Annotated in this window: 18 protein-coding genes; 7 read left to right on the top strand and 11 right to left on the bottom strand. The window is 70.5% G+C overall.

Going from position 1 to position 15,877, the window contains the following annotated elements; translation table 11 throughout:
- Window positions 1–105: 105 nt before the first annotated feature.
- Complete coding sequence (gene serB, locus ABZ464_RS45995; protein ID WP_359287917.1) at window positions 106–1,326, top strand: phosphoserine phosphatase SerB; 1,221 nt, start codon at window positions 106–108, stop codon at window positions 1,324–1,326.
- Window positions 1,327–1,423: 97 nt separating this feature from the next.
- Here serB and ABZ464_RS45990 read toward each other — a convergent pair whose 3' ends face one another.
- The 4 genes from ABZ464_RS45990 to ABZ464_RS45975 all read right to left on the bottom strand — a co-directional run bounded on the left by ABZ464_RS45990 (window position 1,424) and on the right by ABZ464_RS45975 (window position 3,877).
- Complete coding sequence (locus tag ABZ464_RS45990; RefSeq protein WP_359287916.1) at window positions 1,424–1,942, bottom strand: histidine phosphatase family protein; 519 nt, start codon at window positions 1,940–1,942, stop codon at window positions 1,424–1,426.
- A gap of 100 nt (window positions 1,943–2,042) precedes the next feature.
- Window positions 2,043–2,258: a hypothetical protein gene (locus ABZ464_RS45985; RefSeq protein WP_359287915.1), complete on the bottom strand. Its 216-nt coding sequence runs from the start codon at window positions 2,256–2,258 to the stop codon at window positions 2,043–2,045.
- A gap of 151 nt (window positions 2,259–2,409) precedes the next feature.
- A complete protein-coding gene (locus tag ABZ464_RS45980; protein WP_099054046.1) occupies window positions 2,410–2,523 on the bottom strand; it encodes an SGM_5486 family transporter-associated protein in 114 nt (37 codons plus the stop codon).
- 43 nt (window positions 2,524–2,566) lie between these two features.
- Entirely contained in the window at window positions 2,567–3,877 is a 1,311-nt protein-coding gene (locus ABZ464_RS45975) for an MFS transporter (protein ID WP_359287914.1), read from the bottom strand.
- A gap of 58 nt (window positions 3,878–3,935) precedes the next feature.
- On the opposite strand from ABZ464_RS45975, the gene ABZ464_RS45970 reads away from it, so the two are divergent.
- Window positions 3,936–4,628, top strand: coding sequence for a FadR/GntR family transcriptional regulator (locus tag ABZ464_RS45970; RefSeq protein ID WP_359287913.1), 693 nt, complete (start codon window positions 3,936–3,938; stop codon window positions 4,626–4,628).
- Between the two features lie 12 nt (window positions 4,629–4,640).
- Here the strand turns inward: ABZ464_RS45970 and ABZ464_RS45965 are convergent, their stop codons facing one another.
- From ABZ464_RS45965 to fabG, 3 genes are all read right to left on the bottom strand, one after another.
- Complete coding sequence (locus ABZ464_RS45965; RefSeq protein ID WP_359287912.1) at window positions 4,641–4,964, bottom strand: hypothetical protein; 324 nt, start codon at window positions 4,962–4,964, stop codon at window positions 4,641–4,643.
- A 130-nt stretch (window positions 4,965–5,094) separates the two neighbouring features.
- Window positions 5,095–5,862 (bottom strand): enoyl-ACP reductase FabI, encoded by a 768-nt coding sequence (fabI, locus tag ABZ464_RS45960; RefSeq protein ID WP_359287911.1) that lies wholly within the window; start codon window positions 5,860–5,862, stop codon window positions 5,095–5,097.
- A gap of 5 nt (window positions 5,863–5,867) precedes the next feature.
- The gene (gene fabG, locus ABZ464_RS45955; protein ID WP_359287910.1) at window positions 5,868–6,587 is read right to left on the bottom strand and encodes a 3-oxoacyl-[acyl-carrier-protein] reductase; all 720 of its coding nucleotides are present in this window, start codon (window positions 6,585–6,587) and stop codon (window positions 5,868–5,870) included.
- 255 nt (window positions 6,588–6,842) lie between these two features.
- Between fabG and ABZ464_RS45950 the strand changes: the two genes are divergently transcribed.
- Genes ABZ464_RS45950 through tyrS form a run of 3 tightly spaced genes read left to right on the top strand, consistent with a single transcriptional unit; the run spans window position 6,843 to window position 11,078 of the window.
- Entirely contained in the window at window positions 6,843–8,366 is a 1,524-nt protein-coding gene (locus tag ABZ464_RS45950) for a TldD/PmbA family protein (protein ID WP_359287909.1), read from the top strand.
- Window positions 8,363–9,766: a metallopeptidase TldD-related protein gene (locus ABZ464_RS45945; RefSeq protein WP_359287908.1), complete on the top strand. Its 1,404-nt coding sequence runs from the start codon at window positions 8,363–8,365 to the stop codon at window positions 9,764–9,766. Before ABZ464_RS45950 ends, ABZ464_RS45945 begins: the two co-directional genes overlap by 4 nt.
- A gap of 43 nt (window positions 9,767–9,809) precedes the next feature.
- Window positions 9,810–11,078: a tyrosine--tRNA ligase gene (gene tyrS, locus ABZ464_RS45940; protein WP_359287907.1), complete on the top strand. Its 1,269-nt coding sequence runs from the start codon at window positions 9,810–9,812 to the stop codon at window positions 11,076–11,078.
- A 102-nt stretch (window positions 11,079–11,180) separates the two neighbouring features.
- On the opposite strand, the gene ABZ464_RS45935 is transcribed toward tyrS, so the two are convergent.
- Entirely contained in the window at window positions 11,181–11,459 is a 279-nt protein-coding gene (locus ABZ464_RS45935) for a GlsB/YeaQ/YmgE family stress response membrane protein (protein ID WP_359287906.1), read from the bottom strand.
- Between the two features lie 202 nt (window positions 11,460–11,661).
- On the opposite strand from ABZ464_RS45935, the gene ABZ464_RS45930 reads away from it, so the two are divergent.
- A complete protein-coding gene (locus ABZ464_RS45930; RefSeq protein ID WP_359287905.1) occupies window positions 11,662–12,036 on the top strand; it encodes a DUF3099 domain-containing protein in 375 nt (124 codons plus the stop codon).
- A gap of 196 nt (window positions 12,037–12,232) precedes the next feature.
- On the top strand, window positions 12,233–12,451 hold the full coding sequence (locus ABZ464_RS45925) for a hypothetical protein (RefSeq protein ID WP_359287904.1): 219 nt from the start codon (window positions 12,233–12,235) through the stop codon (window positions 12,449–12,451).
- A 75-nt stretch (window positions 12,452–12,526) separates the two neighbouring features.
- On the opposite strand, the gene moaA is transcribed toward ABZ464_RS45925, so the two are convergent.
- The 3 genes from moaA to ABZ464_RS45910 all read right to left on the bottom strand — a co-directional run bounded on the left by moaA (window position 12,527) and on the right by ABZ464_RS45910 (window position 15,648).
- Window positions 12,527–13,516, bottom strand: coding sequence for a GTP 3',8-cyclase MoaA (gene moaA / locus ABZ464_RS45920; RefSeq protein WP_359287903.1), 990 nt, complete (start codon window positions 13,514–13,516; stop codon window positions 12,527–12,529).
- Window positions 13,517–13,666: 150 nt separating this feature from the next.
- Window positions 13,667–15,295, bottom strand: a complete 1,629-nt coding sequence (locus ABZ464_RS45915; RefSeq protein ID WP_359287902.1) for a cation acetate symporter — start codon at window positions 15,293–15,295, stop codon at window positions 13,667–13,669.
- Window positions 15,292–15,648, bottom strand: a complete 357-nt coding sequence (locus ABZ464_RS45910; protein WP_359287901.1) for a DUF485 domain-containing protein — start codon at window positions 15,646–15,648, stop codon at window positions 15,292–15,294. Before ABZ464_RS45910 ends, ABZ464_RS45915 begins: the two co-directional genes overlap by 4 nt.
- Window positions 15,649–15,877: the final 229 nt, after the last annotated feature.

The raw sequence follows: 15,877 nt of genomic DNA, 5'->3' as shown, positions 1-15,877 counted from the left end.
AGGGACTTCATAAAACCGACATCACCGGTTCGCCCAGTGTTCCGTGTCCGCTAGACGGACCTCTGCGGCGAAAGGCACTGGGTGCCGGATACGGTGGGATACATCATGAGAGCTTCGCAGACTTCGCCGACCTCGTCCTCTGATGTCCCCACGCTCCTTGTCAAGATCTTCGGCAAGGACAGGCCTGGCATCACGGCCGGTCTTTTCGACACCCTCGCGGCCTACTCCGTCGACGTGGTCGACATCGAGCAGGTGGTCACCCGGGGCCGGATGGTGCTGTGCGCGCTCGTGACCGCGCCACCGCGGTCGCTTGAGGGTGACCTCCGGCGCACGGTCCACAACTGGGCCGAGTCGATCAAGATGCAGGCAGAGATCATCTCGGGTCTCGGTGACAACCGTCCTCGCGGCGTCGGCCGCTCCCTGGTGACCGTCCTCGGCCATCCGCTGACCGCGGAGGCCACCGCCAAGGTGGCCGCCAAGATCACCAAGGCCGGCGGCAACATCGACCGTATCTTCCGGCTCGCCAAGTACCCCGTCACGGCCGTCGAGTTCGCGATCTCCGGGGTGGAGACCGAGCCGCTGCGCACCGCGCTGGTCACGGACGCGCGGGCGCTCGGGGTGGACGTCGCCGTCGTGGACGCGGGTCTGCACCGGCGTGCCCAGCGGCTCGTCGTCATGGACGTCGACTCGACCCTGATCCAGGACGAGGTGATCGAGCTCTTCGCGGCGCACGCCGGCTGCGAGAACGAGGTCGCCGAGGTGACGGCCGCCGCGATGCGCGGTGAGCTGGACTTCGAGCAGTCGCTGCACGCGCGCGTGGCCCTGCTGGAGGGGCTGGACGCCTCCGTGGTGGACAAGGTGCGCGCCGAGGTCCGGCTGACGCCGGGCGCGCGCACACTGATCCGTACCCTGAAGCGGCTCGGCTACCAGGTGGGGGTCGTCTCCGGCGGCTTCACGCAGGTCACCGACGATCTGAAGGAGCGGCTGGGGCTGGACTTCGCCCAGGCCAACACCCTGGAGATCGTCGACGGCAGGCTGACCGGCCGGGTCACCGGCGAGATCGTGGACCGGGCGGGCAAGGCGCGGCTGCTGCGCCGGTTCGCCGCGGAGGCGGGCGTGCCGCTCTCGCAGACCGTGGCGATCGGCGACGGCGCCAACGACCTGGACATGCTGAACGCGGCCGGTCTCGGGGTGGCCTTCAACGCCAAGCCGGTGGTGCGCGAGGCGGCGCACACGGCGGTGAACGTGCCGTTCCTCGACACGGTCCTGTATCTGCTGGGCATCACCCGTGAAGAGGTCGAGGCGGCGGAGACCCACACGGAGTAGCACCAGAGCGAGAGGCGCCTCGTACGACGTGGAGGCCTCGTAGGACACGGAGGGCCCGGTGCCGAAGTGGCGCCGGGCCCTCGTGCGTGCCGGACGGTCACTCCTCGGGCGCCCAGTAGTCGGTCAGTGTGGCCACGGCCGGCTCCAGGGACTTCCAGGAGCCGTCGAAGGTGAGGACGGCGAAGGAGGAGGTCGGGAAGCCGCGGCGGGTCATCCGCTCGCGGGGCTCGCTCTCGGCCGAGTCGGTCAGGATGTCGGTGAGGGCGTGGACGCCCGGGTTGTGGCCGATCAGGATGACGGTGCGCACGTCGTCCGGGGTCTCGTTGAGCAGGGCGATCAGCTCGCCCGGGGAGGCCTCGTAGATCCGCTCCTCGTAGACCGTTTTCGGCCGGTGCGGGAGTTCATGGACGGCGAGCTTCCACGTCTCCCTGGTCCGGGCCGCGGTGGAGCACAGCGCCAGGTCGAGGGGGATGCCGCTGTCGGCCAGTCTGCGTCCGGCGACGGCGGCGTCCTTCCGGCCCCGCTCGGCGAGCGGGCGCTCGTGGTCGGTCACCTGTGGCCAGTCGGCTTTCGCATGCCGGAAGAGGACGATCCTGCGGGGTTCTGCGACGCTCATGCGTCCCAGCTTCGCATGAAACAGGCCATGGGGCGCAGGGAGTTGACATGGGGCTTTGCCGCTCGCCCCGGGTGTGTGGAGTGCGTCCGGGGCGTGCTCGTCACGGCTGGCGCGCGAGCAGTCGCTGCACGCGCTCGACGAGGTGGGTGATCGCCGGGTCGCCGGTGGCGGCGTGGGCGTCGGAGGGGTTCAGTATCAGGGCGAGCAGAGTGATGAAGGCGAGCGTCGGCAGGGCGAGGGCCCACCAGGGCAGCCGGGTGTCGAGCCGGGCCCGGGCGGCGGTCGGGCGGGGCCGGGTGAGCACAGGGGCCGACATGGATGCCTCCGGTCGTCTTCGAGCGGTCCGTGGTCCGCGTCGTACGGCCACATCTCGAAGCTACGGAATCGGCGGCCCGCAGCCCATCCGGTGATCCACCCACTTGACCCTGACCCTCACCCCCTAGGGGACAGGGGGGTTAACCCCACCCTCAGGGTGCGGCGATCGTGGCGATGACGGCGATGATCACGAAGATGGCGAGGAACGAGCCGAAGACCATCAACATCTTCTTCTGGCCGTTCTGGGGGTTCGGGTCGAGCACCATGGGCCCAGTGTCGCACCCGTGGTCCGCCGCACGGCAGCCGGGGTCAGCGGGCCGCGGCCTCGTCCTCCACCGTGCGGGGGCGGCCCGCCAGGACGCCCACGGCCATCTGCGGGAGCATCAGCGCCGCCATGAGCGCGAGGGGCAGACCCCAGCCGCCGCTGTGCTGGTAGAGCACCCCGACCAGGAGGGGCCCCGGGATCGAGATCAGATAGCCGGTGCTCTGCGCGAAGGCGGACAGCTGGGCCACGCCCGCGCCGGTCCCGGCGCGCATGCCGACCATCGTGAGGGCCAGTGGGAAGGCGCAGTTGGCGACGCCGAGCAGCACGGCCCAGGCCCAGGCTCCCTGAGCGGGCGCGAGGTACAGACCGGTGTAGCCGGCGAGGCCGCAGACGCCGAGCACGACGACGATCGGGCCCTGCTGCGGGAGCCGGGCGGCGACGCGCGGGATGACGTAGGCCAGGGGCACGCCCATCGCCATGGTGACGGCGAGCAGCAGACCGGCCTCGCCCGCGGACACGCCCGCGTCCCGGAAGATCTGGGCCATCCAGCCCATGGTGACGTAGGCGGCGGTGGCCTGGAGCCCGAAGAACAAGGCGAGCGCCCAGGCGGTGCGACTGCGGGTGATACGCAGTCCGTCCGGTCGCTCCGGCTGTTCCTGCTGCTGTTCTCGCTGTTCTCGCTGTTCTCGCTGCTCTCGCTGTTCCTGCCGTCCCCGCCCTTCGCGTGCGAAGAGCAGCCACGGTGGAACGGCAACGGCGGCCAGGGCCGCCCACAGGGCGAGGCCGGGCCGCCAGCCGCCGCCCAGCGTCTCGGTCAGGGGGACGGTGAGCGCGGCGGCGGCCGAGGTGCCGAGGGCGAGGGCCATCGAGTAGAGGCCGGTCATGGAGCCGACCCGGTCGGGGAAGTTCCGCTTGACGATGACCGGCATCAGGACGTTGCTGACGGCGATGCCCATCAGGGCGAGGGCACTGGCGGCCAGGAACCCGGCCGTTCCGCCCGTGTACGGCCGTATGAGCAGGCCCGCGGTGATCGCCGCCATCCCCGCGCACACCACCGCGCCCGCTCCGAGGCGGCGGGCGAGGCGCGGGGCCATGACGCCGAACACGGCGAAGCACAGCGGGGGCACGGAGGTGAGGAGTCCGGCCATGCTGCCGCTCATGCCGAGCCCGTCGCGCACCTCCTCCAGGAGCGCGCCGAGGCTGGTGATGGCGGGCCGGAGATTGAGTGCGGCCAGCACGATGCCGGCCATGAGCAGCCGGGTGCGCCACGCGCGCGTGGCCGTACGCGGGGGCTCGGCGACCGTCGGCGTGCGGGTGGGCGGGGGTGTCGTCGTCCTCGTGTCCTCACTGACCATGCCGCCCATCATAGAATCATAGGATGAATATCTGTCCAGTCCTGTGAGAAGGTGTGCCATGCCCCTGAGCCATCCCCGTCGCTCGGCCCTCTCCGAGCAGGTCATCACCGAGCTGCGCCACCAGATCACCTCGGGCGAGTGGCCGGTCGGCTCGCGGATTCCCACCGAGCCCGAGCTGGTCGAGCAGCTGGGCGTCGCCCGCAACACGGTCCGTGAGGCCGTCCGCGCCCTCGCGCACAACGGGCTGCTGGCCATCCGGCAGGGCTCGGGGACGTATGTCGTGGCGACCAGTGAGCTGGCGGGCGTGATGCACCGGCGGTTCGCGGGGGCCGACCCCCGGCACATCGCCGAACTGCGCTCCAACCTGGAGTCGGGCGCGGCACGTCTCGCGGCCGAGCGGCGCACGGAGCGGGACCTCAAGCAGTTGGACGCGCTGCTGCTGCGGCGCGAGGAGGCCTGGGAGTCGGGGGACGCGGAGGCCTTCGTGGCGGCCGACGCGACGTTCCATCTGGCGGTGGTGGCCGCCTCCCACAACGACGTCATGACCGCGCTCCACGCCGACCTGGGCGAGGTGCTGCGGGACTGGCTGCGTGAGGACGTCGGCGACGCGCTGACGCCGGAGACGTACATGGACCACACGCGGCTGGTGGACGCGATCCGCGCGGGCGACGCGGAGACTGCCGCCGCGGAGGCGGCCGGCTATCCGCTGTCCTGCCGCCCGGGCCGGATCGCCGGATCCGGCGCGGGCTGAGCGGGGACCGGCTCACACCTTCTCGTGGGTGACCCAGGCCCTGCCGACCTCCTTCCAGCAGCGCCCGGTGAGCCGTACGGTCAGGGCGGGCCCGGCGTCGACGGGGGTGCCGTCGGTGTCGAGGTCCCACCAGCGCGCGCACTCGATGTGCAGGGTGACGCGGTCGGTGTCGGCGTAGGGGTTGTGGCAGTGGGCGACGACGTGGGAGCCGTCGACGGCGGTGCGGCACTCCGCGCCGAAGGGTTCGGGACGCTCGTGGGGCAGCGCCTCGTGGGGTGCCCAGAGGACGAGCGCGACGGCGGCGGTCACGGGGGCGAGGACACGGAACAGACGCACGACGGAACCTCCTCGGCAGAGCTGGGGAGGGCGGCGCGTGGGAGGAACGCGCACTTCATCGTGCCTGTTCGCGGGCGTGTCCCGCCCGGCCGGATAGGCCGGACGGGTGACACGGCAAACGGGGAGGGCGTCAGGCGCCGATGGCGTGCAGACCGCCGTCCACGTGGATGATCTCGCCGGTGGTCTTCGGGAACCAGTCGCTCAGCAGGGCGACGATGCCCTTGCCGGCCGGCTCCGGGTCCTTGAGGTCCCACTCCAGCGGGGAGCGGGTGTCCCACACGGAGGCCAGGTCGGCGAAGCCCGGGATGGACTTGGCGGCCATGGAGGCGAGCGGGCCCGCGGAGATGAGGTTGCAGCGGATGTTCTGCTTGCCCAGATCGCGGGCGACGTAGCGGCTGGTGGCCTCCAGGGCGGCCTTGGCCGGGCCCATCCAGTCGTACTGCGGCCAGGCGAACTGCGCGTCGAAGGTGAGGCCGACGACCGAGCCGCCGTTCTGCATCAGCGGCAGGCAGGCCATGGTCAGCGACTTCAGGGAGTACGCCGAGACGTGCATGGCCGTGGCCACGGACTCGAACGGCGTGTTCAGGAAGTTGCCGCCGAGCGCGTCCTGCGGCGCGAAGCCGATGGAGTGCACGACACCGTCGAGGCCGCCGAGCTCCTGGCCGACGACGTCGGCCAGCCGGCCCATGTGCTCGGCGTTGGTCACGTCGAGCTCGATGACCTTGGTGGGCTTCGGGAGCTTCTTGGCGATGCGCTCGGTCAGCGTGGGCCGCGGGAACGCGGTCAGGATGATCTCGGCACCCTGCTCCTGGGCCAGCTTGGCGGCGTGGAAGGCGATGGAGGACTCCATCAGCACACCGGTGATCAGGACGCGCTTGCCCTCGAGAATTCCGCTCATGGTGATCAGTGACCCATTCCCAGTCCGCCGTCAACGGGGATGACGGCTCCAGTGATGTACGAGGCGTCGTCCGAGGCGAGGAACCGCACCGCCGCGGCGATCTCCTCGGGCTGCGCGTACCGGCCGAGCGGGACCTGCGAGACGATGCCCGCGCGCTGCTCGTCGGTGAGCACCTTGGTCATGTCGGTGTCGACGAAGCCGGGCGCGACGACGTTGAAGGTGATGTTGCGCGACCCCAGCTCACGGGCGAGGGAACGCGCGAAGCCGACGAGTCCGGCCTTGGACGCGGCGTAGTTGGCCTGCCCGGGCGAGCCGTAGAGCCCCACGACCGACGAGATGAGGACGACCCGGCCCTTCTTGGCGCGCAGCATGCCACGGTTGGCGCGCTTGACGACGCGGAAGGTGCCGGTGAGGTTGGTGTCGACGACCGAGGTGAAGTCCTCCTCGGACATGCGCATCAGGAGCTGGTCCTTGGTGACGCCGGCGTTGGCGATCAGGACCTCGACGGGGCCGTGCTCGGCCTCGATCTCCTTGTAGGCCTGCTCCACCTGTTCGGCGTCGGTGATGTCGCACTTGACGGCCAGGCAGCCCAAGTCGGTGAGGGCCTGGGGCGGTTCGCCCGAACGGTATGTGATCGCGACCTTGTCGCCGGCGTCGGCGAACGCGCGGGCGATGGCGAGGCCGATGCCCCGGTTTCCTCCGGTGACGAGAACCGAGCGGCTCAACGGATCACCCTTTCGATAGGGGTCTGACACACCTGCCCGGGACCTTGACGGCAGGCGGCTTCCCTCGAAACCTATCGGTCCGGCCACGCGCGCGGACATTCGGGCACCGACAGTGGGGCAGGGGGCTGACTGTGGGGTCCCTACAGAAACTTTGGAGGAGGCGCTCCGAAAGGTGTGGTCCGACAGGCGCCGGGCGCGACATGATCGGGGCCACACGCGCGATGACACACGCGACGACACCAGGGAGATACGTAGGTGCCTCATACCATCGACGAAAGCTTCACGGCCCTACCTCTACGCGCCCTCGCCGACGCCGCTCTCGCACGCGCGCGTGCGCTCGGGGCCGAGCACGCGGACTTCCGGTTCGAGCGGGTGCGCAGTGCGTCGTGGCGGCTGCGGGACGCCAAGCCGTCCGGGTCGTCGGACACGACCGACCTGGGGTACGCGGTGCGGGTGGTGCACGGCGGCACGTGGGGGTTCGCGTCCGGCGTGGACCTGACGATGGACGCGGCCGCCAAGGTGGCTTCGCAGGCCGTGGCGATGGCCAAGCTGTCCGCACAAGTGATCAAGGCCGCCGGGTCCGACGAGCGCGTGGAGCTGGCCGACGAGCCGGTGCACGCCGACCGGACGTGGATCTCGTCGTACGAGATCGATCCGTTCACCGTGCCGGACGAGCAGAAGAGCGCGCTGCTGGCCGACTGGAGCAACCGGCTGCTGGCGGCCGACGGCGTCAACCATGTCGACGCCTCGCTGCTCACCGTCCACGAGAACAAGTTCTACGCCGACACGGCGGGGACGGTGACCACCCAGCAGCGGGTGCGGCTGCACCCCTCGCTGACGGCGGTCTCGGTCGACGAGTCCAGCGGTGAGTTCGACTCGATGCGGACGATCGCGCCGCCCGTGGGCCGGGGCTGGGAGTACCTCACCGGGACCGGCTGGGACTGGGACGACGAGCTGGAGCGGATGCCGGAGCTGCTCGCCGAGAAGATGCGGGCGCCCAGCGTGGCCCCCGGGCTGTACGACCTGGTCGTCGACCCGTCCAACCTGTGGCTGACCATCCACGAGTCCATCGGGCACGCCACCGAGCTGGACCGGGCCCTCGGCTACGAGGCCGCCTACGCCGGCACCTCCTTCGCCACCTTCGACCGGCTCGGCAAGCTGCGCTACGGCTCCGACCTGATGAACGTCACCGGTGACCGCACCGCCGAGCACGGCCTCGCGACGGTCGGCTACGACGACGAGGGCGTCGAGGGCCAGTCCTGGGACCTGGTGAAGGACGGCACGCTCGTCGGCTACCAGCTGGACCGGCGGATCGCGAAGCTGACCGGCCTGGGCCGCTCCAACGGGTGCGCCTTCGCCGACTCCCCGGGGCACGTCCCGGTGCAGCGGATGGCGAACGTGTCGCTGCGGCCGGATCCGGCGGGGATGTCGACCGAGGACCTGATCGGGAGCGTCGACCGGGGGATCTATGTGGTCGGGGACCGGTCGTGGTCCATCGACATGCAGCGGTACAACTTCCAGTTCACCGGCCAGCGGTTCTTCAAGATCGAGAACGGGCGGGTCACCGGGCAGCTGCGGGACGTGGCCTACCAGGCGACGACCACCGACTTCTGGGGGTCCATGGCGGCCGTGGGCGGCCCGCAGACCTATGTCCTCGGGGGTGCCTTCAACTGCGGCAAGGCCCAGCCGGGGCAGGTCGCGGCGGTGTCGCACGGCTGCCCGTCGGCCCTGTTCAAGGGCGTCAACATTCTGAACACCACACAGGAGGCCGGTCGATGAGCGCCCGTACCAACAAGCCGCACGAGGTCGTCGAGCGCGCCCTCGAGCTGTCGCGGGCCGACGGGTGCGTGGTGATCGCCGACGAGCAGTCGACGGCGAACCTGCGTTGGGCCGGCAACGCGCTGACGACGAACGGCGTCACCCGCTCGCGCACGCTCACCGTGATCGCGACGGTCGACGGCAAGGAGGGCACCGCCTCCGGGGTCGTCTCGCGGGCCGCCGTGACCGCCGACGAGCTGGAGCCGCTGGTGCGGGCCGCCGAGGCCGCCGCGCGCGGTGCCGGGCCCGCCGAGGACGCGCAGCCCCTGGTCACCGGGGTGGCCGGGGCCCTCGAGCACCCCGAGTTCGTCGAGGCGCCGGCGGAGACCTCGTCGGCCGTGTTCGCCGACTTCGCGCCCGCGCTGGGCGAGTCCTTCGCACGCGCGCGTGCGGGCGGCCGTGAGCTGTACGGCTTCGCCAACCACGAGCTGGTGTCGACGTACATGGGCACGTCCACGGGGCTGCGGCTGCGGCACGACCAGCCGAACGGCACCCTGGAGCTCAACGCCAAGTCCCCGGACCGTACCCGCTCGGCCTGGTCGGGGCGCTCCACGCGGGACTTCAAGGACGTCGACCCGGCGGTGCTCGACGCCGAGCTCGCCGTACGCCTCGGCTGGGCGGAGCGGCGGATCGCGCTGCCCGCCGGGCGGTACGAGACGCTGCTGCCGCCGACCGCCGTCGCGGACCTGCTGATCTACCAGATGTGGTCGGCGTCGGGACGGGACGCGGCCGAGGGCCGGACGGTGTTCTCCAAGCCCGGCGCCGGCACCCGCCTCGGCGAGCGGCTGTCCGAGCTGCCGCTGACCCTGCGCAGCGACCCGAACGAACCGGGCCTGGAGTCGGCGCCCTTCGTCCTCGCCCACTCGTCCGGGGGCGACTCGTCGGTGTTCGACAACGGGCTGCCGCTGACGGCCACCGAGTGGGTCGGCGAGGGCCGGCTGAAGAACCTGATCACCAGTCGGCACAGCGCCGCCCTGACCGGGCTGCCGGTCGCGCCGGCGATCGACAACATCATCCTCGACGGCGGCGCGGACCGCTCCCTGGAGGAGATGGTCGCGAGCACCACGCGCGGGCTGCTGCTGACCTGTCTGTGGTACATCCGCGAGGTCGACCCGGCGACCCTGCTGCTGACCGGTCTGACCCGGGACGGCGTGTACCTCGTCGAGAACGGCGAGGTCGTGGGCGAGGTGAACAACTTCCGGTTCAACGAGTCGCCGGTCGATCTGCTGGGCCGGGCCGTCGAGGCCGGACGCACGGAAAAGACGCTGCCCCGGGAGTGGAGCGACTGGTTCACTAGGGCTGCGATGCCCGCGCTGCGGGTGCCGGACTTCAATATGAGCTCTGTCAGTCAGGGCGTATAACCTCGTACTGACCACGAGCCCATTCCAAGGAGATACGAGAACCGTGACGGACATCGTCGACGAGCTGAAGTGGCGGGGCCTGTTCGCCCTGTCCACCGACGAGGACGCCTTGCGCAAGGCGCTCGCGGACGGCCCCGTCACGTTCTATTGCGGCTTCGACCCGACCGCGCCCTCGTTGCACGTGGGGCACCTGGTGCAGGTGCTCACCGTGCGACGGCTCCAGCAGGCCGGTCACCGGCCGCTGGCGCTGGTCGGCGGGGCCACGGGACTGATCGGCGACCCGCGCCCGACGGCGGAGCGCACGCTGAACGACCCGGAGACGGTCGCCGGCTGGGTCGGCAAGCTGCGCTCCCAGATCGAGCCGTTCCTCTCCTTCGAGGGCGAGAACGCGGCCGTGATGGTCAACAACCTCGACTGGACCGCGGGGCTGTCCGCGATCGAGTTCCTCCGGGACATCGGCAAGCACTTCCGCGTCAACAAGATGCTGACGAAGGACTCCGTGGCCCGGCGCCTGGAGTCCGACCAGGGCATCAGCTACACCGAGTTCAGCTACCAGATCCTCCAGGGCATGGACTTCCTCCAGCTCTACCGGCGCCACGGCTGCACGCTCCAGCAGGGCGGCAGCGACCAGTGGGGCAACCTCACGGCCGGTCTGGATCTGATCCACAAGCTGGAACCGCAGGCCGACGTGCACGCGCTGGCGACGCCGCTGATGACCAAGGCGGACGGCACCAAGTTCGGCAAGACCGAGGGCGGCGCGGTCTGGCTCGACCCCGAGATGACGACGCCGTACGCGTTCTACCAGTTCTGGCTGAACGTGGACGACCGGGACATCTCGGGCTACCTGCGGATCCTGTCCTTCAAGTCCCGTGCGGAGCTGGAGGAGCTGGAGCGGGAGACCGCGGAGCGGCCGCAGGCGCGGGCCGCCCAGCGGGCGCTGGCGGAGGAGCTGACCACGCTGGTGCACGGCGCCGGCCAGACGGCCGCGGTGATCGCCGCGAGCCGGGCGCTGTTCGGGCAGGGCGAGCTGGGCGACCTCGACGAGCGGACGCTGACGGCGGCGCTCTCCGAGGTGCCGCACATCCAGGTCGCCGAGCCGGCTCCGGTCGTGGACCTGTTCGCGGAGGTCGGGCTGGTGGCCAGCAAGTCCGCCGCGCGGCGGACCGTGAAGGAGGGCGGGGCCTACGTGAACAACGTGAAGGTCACGGCCGAGGACGCGGTTCCCGTGAAGGAGGAGCTTCTGCACGGGCGGTGGCTGGTGCTGCGGCGGGGGAAGAAGAATCTGGCCGCCGTCGAGGTGACGGGAGCGTAAGCGCCGTAGGGGTGCGGGTCGCTGCGGGCCGAGGGTCCGTTGTGGCTTGTCGCGCGGTTCCCCGCGCCCCTGAGGGCGGCGCCCCTTTCGGGGCGCACCCCCTCAGGCTCGTTGCTTTCTCTTGCCCAGGGTCGCCACGTACGCCCTGTCTCCCAGAGCCACCACCACGATCGCCGCCACCAGCTGGAAGACGTGACGCCACCAGTCGATGCCGGCGGTCTCCTCTACGCCGAAGCCCCGGGCGATCGCGTTGCCGATGACCGCGCCGATGATGCCGAAGATGGTGACCAGCCAGAGGGGGCTGTGCTGCTTGCCCGGGATGATCGCCTTGGCGAGCAGACCCAGTACGAATCCCACGATGATCGCCCACAACCAGCCCATGGCTGCCTCCTCGTACGGCTCGACGTGAGCATTGCCCTCAGTCTTGTTCCGTGACCCGTACGGCGCATGTCGGGCACGGCCGTACGCGGTACGGCGCAGGATGTTCGCCCCGGCGGGAGGCGACCCGGTCTCGAAGGCGGCGCAGCCCCGGCGTAACGTGGAGTGCCGGGGAGAGTTCGATGTGGGCGGACGGTGGAATGGGATGCGGAAGCAGGGTGGCGGCGGAAAAGCCCAGGTGTTCCGGATCACCGGGGCCCGGCAGGGGCTCCAGGAGGATGTGCGCGGCCGGCAGCGGCGGTATGTGATCTCGATGACGGTCCGTACCGTGTCGGTGATCCTCGCGGCGACCCTCTGGAACGTGGAGCGTCATGTCGCCCTCGTGGCCCTGGTGTTGGGGGCGGTCCTGCCGTACATCGCGGTGGTGATCGCCAATGCGGGGCGGGAGAACGCGCCGGGGTTGCCCTCCACGTTCGTCACCGCTCAGGTGCGGCCCATGATCACTCCGCCCCGGGCGGACGGTGCGGACGGTTCCGGGACGGAATCGGTTCCGGAGGACCGGGCCGAGCAGCGGCCCTGACGTGCCTGTGCGCCAAGCTCAAGAAAAGCTCAGATCAATCATGCTGTTCCAGTGCCGTGCGAAGGGTCGGCCGTGACATACTTCGTACGCGCTCCGCATCCCCCGTCGGAGCGACGGACCGACGCCGGGCAGCTCCCCCCGTGGCTGCTCGGCGTCGCCTTTTGTGTGGGTATCTGTGGGACGGAACGACGGAACTGTGACTGACGAGACTCCTATCTGTTCCGCCAAGGGGTGCCGTGTCGATGCGGTGTGGGTGCTGGCGTGGAACAACCCGAAGATTCATACGCCGGAGCGGCGCAAGACGTGGCTGGCGTGTGAGGAGCACCGGGAGCATCTGTCCCAGTTCCTCGGTGTTCGGGGGTTTCTGAAGGATGTCGTGCTGCTGGAGGAGTGGGAGCCGGAGCAGCGGGGCTGAGGTGCCTTTCCGGGTGCGGGCCGCACGTGTTTCTCGCGCCGTCACCCTCCCCCGCGCCCCTTTCGGGGCGCTGCCCTAGCCCCCGATCGCTGACATCGGTCGGTCCGGCTGGACGAACGTCGGGTCGTCCAGGCCCGCTCCCGCCTTCTTGCCCCACATCGCCAGGCGCCAGATGCGGGCTATCTCCTCGTCGGGGGCGCCGGAGCGCAGGGCTGCGCGGAGGTCGGTCTCCTCGCGGGCGAAGAGGCAGGTGCGGATCTGGCCGTCGGCGGTGAGGCGGGTGCGGTCGCAGGCCGCGCAGAAGGGGCGGGTGACGGAGGCGATGACGCCGACGCGGTGCGGGCCGCCGTCGACCAGCCAGCGCTCGGCGGGGGCGGAACCGCGCTCGTCCTGCCCCTCGGGGGTGAGGTCGAAGCGGGTGCGGAGCGAGGCGAGGATGTCGCCGGCGGTGACCATGTCCTCGCGCTTCCAGCCGTGCTGGGCGTCCAGGGGCATCTGCTCGATGAAGCGCAGTTCGTAGTCGTGCTCCACCGCCCAGGCCAGGAGGTCCGGGGCCTCGTCGCCGTTGAGGCCGGGCATGAGGACGGTGTTGACCTTGACCGGGGTGAGGCCGGCGTCGCGGGCGGCCCGGAGGCCGTCGAGGACGTCCCCGTGGCGGTCGCGGCGGGTGAGGGTCTTGAAGACGTCCGGGCGGAGCGTGTCGAGGGAGACGTTGACCCGGTCCAGGCCGGCCGCCTTGAGGGCGGTCGCGGTGCGCTTGAGGCCGATGCCGTTCGTCGTCAGGGACATCCGGGGGCGCGGGGTCAGGGCCGCCACCCGCTCGACGATGCCGACCAGGCCGGGGCGCAGCAGCGGCTCGCCGCCGGTGAAGCGGACCTCCTCGATGCCGAGCGTGGAGACCGCTATGTCGATGAGGCGGACGATCTCGTCGTCCGTGAGGAGGTCGGGCTTGGCCAGCCACTGCAGGCCCTCCTCGGGCATGCAGTACGTGCAGCGCAGATTGCAGCGGTCGGTCAGCGAGACTCTCAGGTCGGTGGCCACCCGGCCGTAGGTGTCGATGAGCACGTGGGCCCCCTCCCCCTTGCGGATCGCGTTTCTTCTCTCGTCACCTGCGAGCCTACGTGACGCCACTGACAACGAAAGAGGCCGATCCCACGGCGTAGGACGCGGCCGCGTCGTGGGCATCCACGACGCGGCCGCGCTCCCGGAGGGGAATCAGTGGGCTCCGGTGCCCGTCAGGGAGCGGACCTCCAGTTCGGCGTACTTGCCGTGGTCGGGCTCCTCCTTCGACAGGAGGGTGCCGAGGATGCCGAGGAGGAAGCCGACGGGGATGGAGATGATGCCGGGGTTCTCCAGCGGGAACCAGTGGAAGTCGGCGTCCGGGAACATCGAGGTGGGCTTGCCGGAGACGACCGGGGAGAACAGCACCAGGCCGACCGCGGTGACCAGGCCGCCGTAGATCGACCAGAGGGCTCCGGAGGTGGTGAACCGCTTCCAGAAGAGGCTGTAGAGGATGGTGGGGAGGTTGGCGGAGGCGGCGACCGCGAAGGCGAGGGCGACCAGGCCGGCGACGTTGAGGTCGCGGGCGAGGGCGCCGAGGAGGATCGAGACGGCGCCGATGCCGACCGTGGCGTAGCGGGCCGCGTTGATCTCCTGCTTCTCGGAGGCCTGGCCCCTCTTGATCACGTTCGCGTAGATGTCGTGCGCGAAGGAGGAGGACGAGGCCAGGGTCAGGCCCGCGACGACCGCGAGGATCGTGGCGAAGGCGACCGCCGAGATGGTGGCGAGCAGGATCGCGCCCCAGTTGGAGTCGATTCCGCCGAGGTGGAGCGCGAGGAGCGGTGCGGCCGTGTTGCCGGCCTTGTTCGACGCGACGATCTCCTCCGGCTTGATCAGCGCGGCGGCGCCGAAGCCGAGGGCGAGGGTCATCAGGTAGAAGGAGCCGATCAGGCCGATGGCCCAGATGACCGACTTACGGGCGGCCTTGGCGGTGGGGACCGTGTAGAAGCGGATCAGGATGTGCGGCAGACCGGCGGTGCCGAGGACCAGGGCGATGCCGAGGGAGATGAAGTCCAGCTTGGTGGTGCCGGTGGCGCCGTACTTCAGGCCGGGCTCCAGGAAGGCGGCGCCCTTGCCGCTGTTGTCGGCGGCCGAGCCGAGCAGGTCGGAGACGTTGAAGTCGAACTTCAGCAGGACCAGGAAGGTCAGCAGGAGGGCGCCGGCGATCAGCAGGACCGCCTTGACCATCTGGACCCAGGTGGTGCCCTTCATGCCGCCGATGGTGACGTACACGATCATCAGGACGCCGACCAGGGCGACGATGCCGATCTTGCCGCCGTCGCTGGTGATGCCCAGGAGCAGGGAGACCAGGACGCCGGCGCCCGCCATCTGGGCGAGGAGGTAGAAGATCGAGACGACGATCGTGGAGGTGCCGGCGGCGGTGCGGACCGGGCGCTGGCGCATGCGGTACGCGAGGACGTCGCCCATGGTGTAGCGGCCGGAGTTGCGCAGCGGCTCGGCGACCAGGAGCAGGGCGACGAGCCAGGCGACCAGGAAGCCGATGGAGTACAGGAAGCCGTCGTAGCCGAAGAGGGCGATGGCGCCTGCGATGCCGAGGAAGGAGGCGGCGGACATGTAGTCGCCGGAGACGGCGAGGCCGTTCTGGAAGCCGGTGAACTGGCGGCCGCCCGCGTAGAAGTCGGCGGCGTCCTTGGTCTGGCGGCCGGCCCAGACGGTGATGACGAGGGTGGCCGCGACGAAGATCGCGAACAGGGTGATGATCAGCGGCCGGTGCTCGCTGGCCTCACCGGCGGCGAGCAGGGTGGTGTGCTGTGCGGGGCTCATGCGCCGCCCTCCATCCGGGACTTGATGGCCTCGGCCTTGGGGTCGAGCTTGGCGGCGGCGGTGCGCGCGTACCACCAGGCGATGAGGAACGTGGTGAGGAACTGGGCGAGGCCCAGGGCGAGCGCGACGTTGATGTTGCCGACGAGCTTGGTGCCCATGAAGTCGCCCGCGTAGTTCGAGAGCAGCACGTAGAGCAGGTACCAGGCGATGAAGCCGACGGTCAGCGGGAAGGCGAAGCCGCGGTAGGAGCCGCGCAGTTCACCGAACTCCGCGCTCTCCTGCACCGCGACGAACTCCTCGGTGGAGGGGAGTTGGGCTTGGGTTTTCGAGGGGGGCGGTGTCTCGGTGGCCACGGAGTCTCCTCGCTTGCGGGCGGTGGGTCGGGCGGGGGCTCGATCGTGCACGGGCTCCCTGTCCAAGGGCACGGCGGCACGCTAGGGCGGGTTCAACCCGATCGGGTTCTTTCGTAAGTCGTCGCCTTGATCGACGTGCGGCCGTTGCTGGGCGGTGAGTCGGGGAGATAGCTTCGGCGCAGCACCACCCGTCATGTACCTGCCCAGGCGCGGACCCGCGTCCGGGCCG

Origin of the sequence: Streptomyces sp. NPDC005820 (assembly GCF_040630255.1) — a bacterium.
Lineage (GTDB): Bacteria > Actinomycetota > Actinomycetes > Streptomycetales > Streptomycetaceae > Streptomyces.
This window is presented reverse-complemented; position numbering and strand designations above follow the sequence as displayed.

What these genes read in the sequence shown, in the direction of transcription:
- serB (WP_359287917.1), top strand. Translation starts at nt 106, where the DNA reads ATGAGAGCTTCGCAGACTTCGCCGACCTCGTCCTCTGATGTCCCCACG.
- ABZ464_RS45990 (WP_359287916.1), bottom strand. Translation starts at nt 1,942, where the DNA reads ATGAGCGTCGCAGAACCCCGCAGGATCGTCCTCTTCCGGCATGCGAAA.
- ABZ464_RS45985 (WP_359287915.1), bottom strand. Translation starts at nt 2,258, where the DNA reads ATGTCGGCCCCTGTGCTCACCCGGCCCCGCCCGACCGCCGCCCGGGCC.
- ABZ464_RS45980 (WP_099054046.1), bottom strand. Translation starts at nt 2,523, where the DNA reads ATGGTGCTCGACCCGAACCCCCAGAACGGCCAGAAGAAGATGTTGATG.
- ABZ464_RS45975 (WP_359287914.1), bottom strand. Translation starts at nt 3,877, where the DNA reads ATGGTCAGTGAGGACACGAGGACGACGACACCCCCGCCCACCCGCACG.
- ABZ464_RS45970 (WP_359287913.1), top strand. Translation starts at nt 3,936, where the DNA reads ATGCCCCTGAGCCATCCCCGTCGCTCGGCCCTCTCCGAGCAGGTCATC.
- fabI (WP_359287911.1), bottom strand. Translation starts at nt 5,862, where the DNA reads ATGAGCGGAATTCTCGAGGGCAAGCGCGTCCTGATCACCGGTGTGCTG.
- ABZ464_RS45945 (WP_359287908.1), top strand. Translation starts at nt 8,363, where the DNA reads ATGAGCGCCCGTACCAACAAGCCGCACGAGGTCGTCGAGCGCGCCCTC.
- ABZ464_RS45935 (WP_359287906.1), bottom strand. Translation starts at nt 11,459, where the DNA reads ATGGGCTGGTTGTGGGCGATCATCGTGGGATTCGTACTGGGTCTGCTC.
- ABZ464_RS45930 (WP_359287905.1), top strand. Translation starts at nt 11,662, where the DNA reads ATGCGGAAGCAGGGTGGCGGCGGAAAAGCCCAGGTGTTCCGGATCACC.
- ABZ464_RS45915 (WP_359287902.1), bottom strand. Translation starts at nt 15,295, where the DNA reads ATGAGCCCCGCACAGCACACCACCCTGCTCGCCGCCGGTGAGGCCAGC.